Source organism: Coleofasciculus sp. (genome assembly GCF_046539235.1).
Lineage (GTDB): Bacteria > Cyanobacteriota > Cyanobacteriia > Cyanobacteriales > Coleofasciculaceae > Coleofasciculus.
This window is the reverse complement of sequence record NZ_JBKHHI010000457.1, coordinates 1-4,936: the sequence shown is the minus strand read 5'-3', so window position 1 is coordinate 4,936 and position 4,936 is coordinate 1. Positions and strand designations below refer to the sequence as shown.

Here is a 4,936-nt window from a genome sequence, read left to right as displayed (position 1 = left end):
CGGGCGCGGCTATATTGGGCTTCCGTGACGATACCCACTTGTGCGCCAGTCAGGGAAATTGCGGGTTGTCCTAATTCCTGCAACGCCATCGCTAGCAGCGCGATGGAAACTTGTTCGCCAGTGGAGAGTAACATATCCATTTCCCGACGGCTGGGATTGGCGGAAATTTCATGAGCCAGTTTGACCAACCCATCCGTCGTTTTACCCATGGCTGACACGACGACGACTAAAGAGTTACCCGCTTGAACTGTTTTAAATAGGCGTTGGGCAACGGTTTGAATCCGCTCAACTGATCCAACCGAGGTTCCACCGTATTTTTGGACAACCAGCACCATAAATCTTGCTCCTACACCTTGTCATTTGTCATTTGTCATTTGTCATTTGTCATTTGTCAAGAGTCAGGGAGCAATTACCCTCCTACCTGATGCAGGTACTCTACTAACTCACAAAATCCATCACCTTCTGTAGCGACGGTTACATAAGCAGGTTTATAGTCTAGCTCATCGGTATAATCCAGAACATTAGCAACGCCTACGGATAGGGGAAATAGCTGGGGGTTAAATAAACTGGCATCGTTGGGACTATCACCAACTGTCAGCACTTGTTCCGGTTGATACTGGGGAAAATGGTCACGTAACACTTGGATTAACCCAGTCGCTTTATCCTGAGATCGGGGTTTGATGTGACATTGTACCGAACTGTAGGTAAATCCCCAATCCATTGAGATACAAAGGGCGTTGAGGTGTTCGAGTTGCTCCACGCTGAGATGGCGATTATCAAAAGTCCAATCGGTGATCCGAAAGCGATTGTCAGCGGATTCGTGAAGCTGGGGAAATTCAGATTTGAGACGTTGATAGGTTTGTGCTAACTGTTGACGATGAGTGGTTATGTCAGCAATTGTGGATAAAAAGACAGGTTGCTCCCGATTAGCTGGATAATATAATCCACCATTTTCTGCGATCGCGCCCTGTACGGGTAAATAATTCACCAAACCACTCACCCAGCCGGCGGAACGACCGGTGACAATCAGTACCGGGATATCTGCCGCTTGTAAAGTTTCCAACGCTTGCAGCAAATCCCCACTAAATTTACCCTGTCGTGTTAACGTTCCATCCATATCTGTGGCAATCAGACGTAGAGTTTTCCAGCAATGGGCGGCTATTGCTGAGTTCATCGATAAAAAAGCCATAGATTATTGTGTAATGGGTGCTATATCTTGGATTATCCAAATTCGTCATGGCAATACTATCACCAGACCAACGCAATTATTATTATCTTCTAGCCGCCGAACGAGCCGGAATTCACAAGCCAATTTTGGCGGCTCTTGATCAGGTTCATTCGTCTCCGACTCTGGCTGATGAAGAAACAGGATTAGGCATCTCGCCTGCCAATCGGGTATCGCCCGATCAGGTGAATACGTTTCCCGAACAAGTGCAATATGCTGCTAATGTTATCCGATCGCTGACTGATAGTTTAATTGCTCAGGGACAGCCAGGGAGTGATTTATGGCTGTCGGAACAGGGACGCTATAGTGACAAGTTCCTGCAAAACGTGGCTAGAGGATATGTACCGCCAGCCAGTCAACCCCATACAGCACGTTTAGAACCGAGTAACTTTGAGTCCCTTAAACAAGCCTATCTAGCTGATTTAGCCGCCGACTTCAGCAGCGAAAATCTGCCCCAAAATCTTGCCTATCTAGATAAAGCCTTACTGACTATTGTGGAGCGACTGGGTGAGTATTATCGGGGATTACCTCATCAACGAGATGCGTTGCTAGAAGCGGTGCGGATTTGGCGGAAACTGGATACCCAGGATGCTACCATTGCTTCTTTAGTGCCAACGGATCAGGTGGCGTCAGTGCTTGAGGATGAATCGAAATTGGATATTCCCCTGAAGCAATTTATGGGACGGGTTTCTGCCAACTATAGCGGTTATCCCCATCAAAGAGAGGCATTGCTGCGCCTAAGTCAACTATGGCGTCAACTGCGAACCCGAGAAGAAGCGATCGCGTCTTTGGAAAAAAGTGCCTCCCCCGAAGAAGATCTCGATATTATTGATCCGGCGCTAATTGCCTTCGTCGAGCGTGTGCCGAAGTTCTACCAAGGACAAGGTAGCCAACGCAATGCCCTCACTGAAGGCTTTCGACTCTGGAATCAATTCGACTCCCGCGCCACGGTATTAAGTCATCTAGGCATTAATCCAGACATCCTGCAAGCGAGTACCACTGATCCCACCACTATGCAAAAACTGGCAGCGGAATTGGATCGAGAACTGATCAGCTTTGTCGGCAAGATACCCAAAGACTATAAAGAAGAGGACAACCAACGGGAAGCATTAATCCGTCTGGTGCAACTTTGGCGGGATTTGCCCAGCAGAAATCAGGCAGTGCAATCTCTCCTGGAAGACCAAAAACGGATGAATGAAGCCCGTCGCCAAGCCCAAGAAGCACCGCCCCAGCCCACACCTGTAGTCATTCCCAAACGTCCTGAACGGTGGACACCCTACAATATTCAGCTATTAGCACCAATTATTCCCGATGGTAGCTTTACCTGGGCAGAAGCCACCCATGGAGGTACGCGCATGCCCCCCAACCAAGCTACAGTGGATGCTATAGTTCGCATTGCGAAACTGGCACAACGGGCACGCGATCGCATTGGGCGACCTTTTATTGTCACCAGTTGGTATCGTCCCCCTCACATTAATCGAGCCGTTGGGGGTGCCAAGTATAGTCGGCATCTGGTGGGAGATGCCATGGATTTTGTGTGTGAAGGGTTAAGTGGGAATCAGATTTATTGGTCTCTGGAACCGTGGTGGCCCGGTGGTTTAGGTCGCTATAGTCGATTTCCTAATTTGTGCCACATTGATGCTCGCAGCTACCGGGCACGCTGGCGCCACTAAGGGTAAAACTCAGCACGAACACCTCTGTTTGCTGCTACCTTTTTCCAGGACTGTAATTCAAAATCTGCATGGGTGCATCTGTAATTGAAGCGACAAATCGACGGGCCACACAAATCCAGAACAATCTAACCTTCATGGCGGAGTCCTAGGGGACTTTCGCAAGAGTTGACGACTCGGTACAGTGTTTTCCCCACCGACAAAAAATGGCTGTCGGTATACCCCAGCAGATTTAGCAAGGGCGAGATTGCAGCCGATGCACTCCCTGGAAGGCATTCTAGAAATAACTCTTACGTTTTCTCCTGCAGGCATTATGTCCAGTTCGATTATCCCTAGAGAATCTACATTAGCTCAAGTTTCTCAGCCGTCACCCACGGCTGTCTCTCCTTCACCCCCAAACAATCAGTCTTTCGGATCACCCTGGATGTTTGTCTCCATGGGACTGTTCTTACTCGTGATCGGCTTACTGGTCTATGGCAAAATGCAATTGAATGCCGTGACGAAAAAGCTTAAATTTGAGCAGTTTAAAACCAAAGATCTCCAGAAAAAGTTGAAGTTGGCGCTCAACACGATCCGTAAAATGGAAACCAATCCGGATTTGGTTCACTCTCGCGAGTTCAATTTAGACTATCTGCGATTGCGGATGGAAGAAGAGGTGTTCCATTTTGCCATTGTGAATCAAATCAAAATCAAGGTTAAACAAATCATCAGTGTGGCGCTACGACCGAATCAGGCGGCTCAAAGCGCGATTGGAATTGCCAGCACGACAGGGAGGCAAGTTGATGAACTGTTTGATGTCAAGTACGAGACGGAAAGCAGTGGTAAACGTACCATGCGAGTTCTGTTCCGGATTCAAATTAAGTTGACAAAATTACCCACTCAAGCCACCTCAGCCACGATTAGCCAGATTATTGATTGTATCGAAACCTTTCTCTCTCCAGAGGATGAAAGCTGGCAACCCACGATTCAAGGACGAATTGTTTCAATTCACTGGGATCAAAAAGCTAAACCGACTCCTTTACTGGTGCTTCAGCAATCTAGTGAGGGGGTTAACGTGACCTTACGAACAAATCGGGCGCGGATGCACTGAACTTATTTAGGGGTTCTCAATCATTAGATAAACTTGCTCAAACTTCAACGTTGTGCTTAACTCAAATAACTGATGTCACATTTTTTTCAATTTTATAATGTATTACTTATGACCCTTCGCTTCGTTCAAGGGCAGGCTGATTACTTCTGTGAATATGTCCATCTTCGATATGAATAATCCGATCCGCAATATCTAAAATCCGATTATCGTGGGTCACGATTAGAATGGTGCATCCTTGTTCTTTTGCCAACTGTTGCATTAATTCCACTACATTCCGTCCAGATTGACTATCCAAAGCTGCGGTGGGTTCGTCGGCTAAAACTAACTGAGGACGACTTACTAACGCCCGCGCGATCGCAACCCGCTGCTTTTGTCCGCCAGAAAGGTTATCCGGGTAGTGATTAAGATGATTGGCTAAACCAACTTTGGTTAATATCGCTGTTGATTTCGCTACCGCCTCAACGGGAGAAATATCCGGGTGAAGTTCCACCGACATTTGCACGTTTTGGCAAGCCGTAAGACTCTTGAGCAAATTATGAGATTGAAAGATATAACCAATATGGCGGCGCACTTGCACCAGTTTTTCTTCTGTCGCACCGACGAGTTCCTGTCCTAAAACTTGAACAGAACCGGATTGGGGTGAACGTAAGCCCCCAATTAGCGTTAACAAGGTCGTTTTACCTGAACCAGAAGGACCTGTCATTAAAACAATTTCTCCAGATAATAGTTCTAGGTTAATATCAAAGATAATTTGTTTGCGTAGAGAACCTTTACCAAAGCAATGGTTTAGATTTTTAATCGAGACCACAGGAGATTGACGTAATACGTGATAAGTCATAACTCATAAATATATTATGATTTTATACCTCTCTTGTCGGGGCGGGTTTAGGAACAATTGTCGGGGCGGGTTTAGGGAATCTGTAGGGGCGGGTTTAGGGACTAAATTCAGAT

The 4,936-nt window shown here is 46.9% G+C and carries 5 protein-coding genes; 2 read left to right on the top strand and 3 right to left on the bottom strand.

The features are described 5' to 3' along the window. Positions 1 to 335 (bottom strand): amino acid kinase family protein (locus ACLFWI_RS26620; protein WP_446415427.1); only part of this gene is annotated, 335 nt, incomplete at its 3' end. Positions 336 to 409: 74 nt separating this feature from the next. Next, on the bottom strand, positions 410 to 1,189 hold the full coding sequence (locus ACLFWI_RS26615) for an HAD-IIB family hydrolase (RefSeq protein ID WP_446415426.1): 780 nt from the start codon (positions 1,187 to 1,189) through the stop codon (positions 410 to 412). Positions 1,190 to 1,236: 47 nt separating this feature from the next. On the opposite strand from ACLFWI_RS26615, the gene ACLFWI_RS26610 reads away from it, so the two are divergent. Next, positions 1,237 to 2,898 (top strand): D-Ala-D-Ala carboxypeptidase family metallohydrolase, encoded by a 1,662-nt coding sequence (locus ACLFWI_RS26610; RefSeq protein ID WP_446415425.1) that lies wholly within the window; start codon positions 1,237 to 1,239, stop codon positions 2,896 to 2,898. 310 nt (positions 2,899 to 3,208) lie between these two features. Continuing rightward, positions 3,209 to 3,985 (top strand): hypothetical protein, encoded by a 777-nt coding sequence (locus ACLFWI_RS26605; RefSeq protein ID WP_446406613.1) that lies wholly within the window; start codon positions 3,209 to 3,211, stop codon positions 3,983 to 3,985. 106 nt (positions 3,986 to 4,091) lie between these two features. Here the strand turns inward: ACLFWI_RS26605 and ACLFWI_RS26600 are convergent, their stop codons facing one another. After that, entirely contained in the window at positions 4,092 to 4,823 is a 732-nt protein-coding gene (locus ACLFWI_RS26600) for a DevA family ABC transporter ATP-binding protein (protein ID WP_446415424.1), read from the bottom strand. Positions 4,824 to 4,936: the final 113 nt, after the last annotated feature.

Excerpts from the sequence above, each read along its gene's own strand:
- ACLFWI_RS26610 (WP_446415425.1), top strand. The coding sequence starts at position 1,237 with ATGGCAATACTATCACCAGACCAACGCAATTATTATTATCTTCTAGCC.
- ACLFWI_RS26615 (WP_446415426.1), bottom strand. The coding sequence starts at position 1,189 with ATGGCTTTTTTATCGATGAACTCAGCAATAGCCGCCCATTGCTGGAAA.
- ACLFWI_RS26600 (WP_446415424.1), bottom strand. The coding sequence starts at position 4,823 with ATGACTTATCACGTATTACGTCAATCTCCTGTGGTCTCGATTAAAAAT.
- ACLFWI_RS26605 (WP_446406613.1), top strand. The coding sequence starts at position 3,209 with ATGTCCAGTTCGATTATCCCTAGAGAATCTACATTAGCTCAAGTTTCT.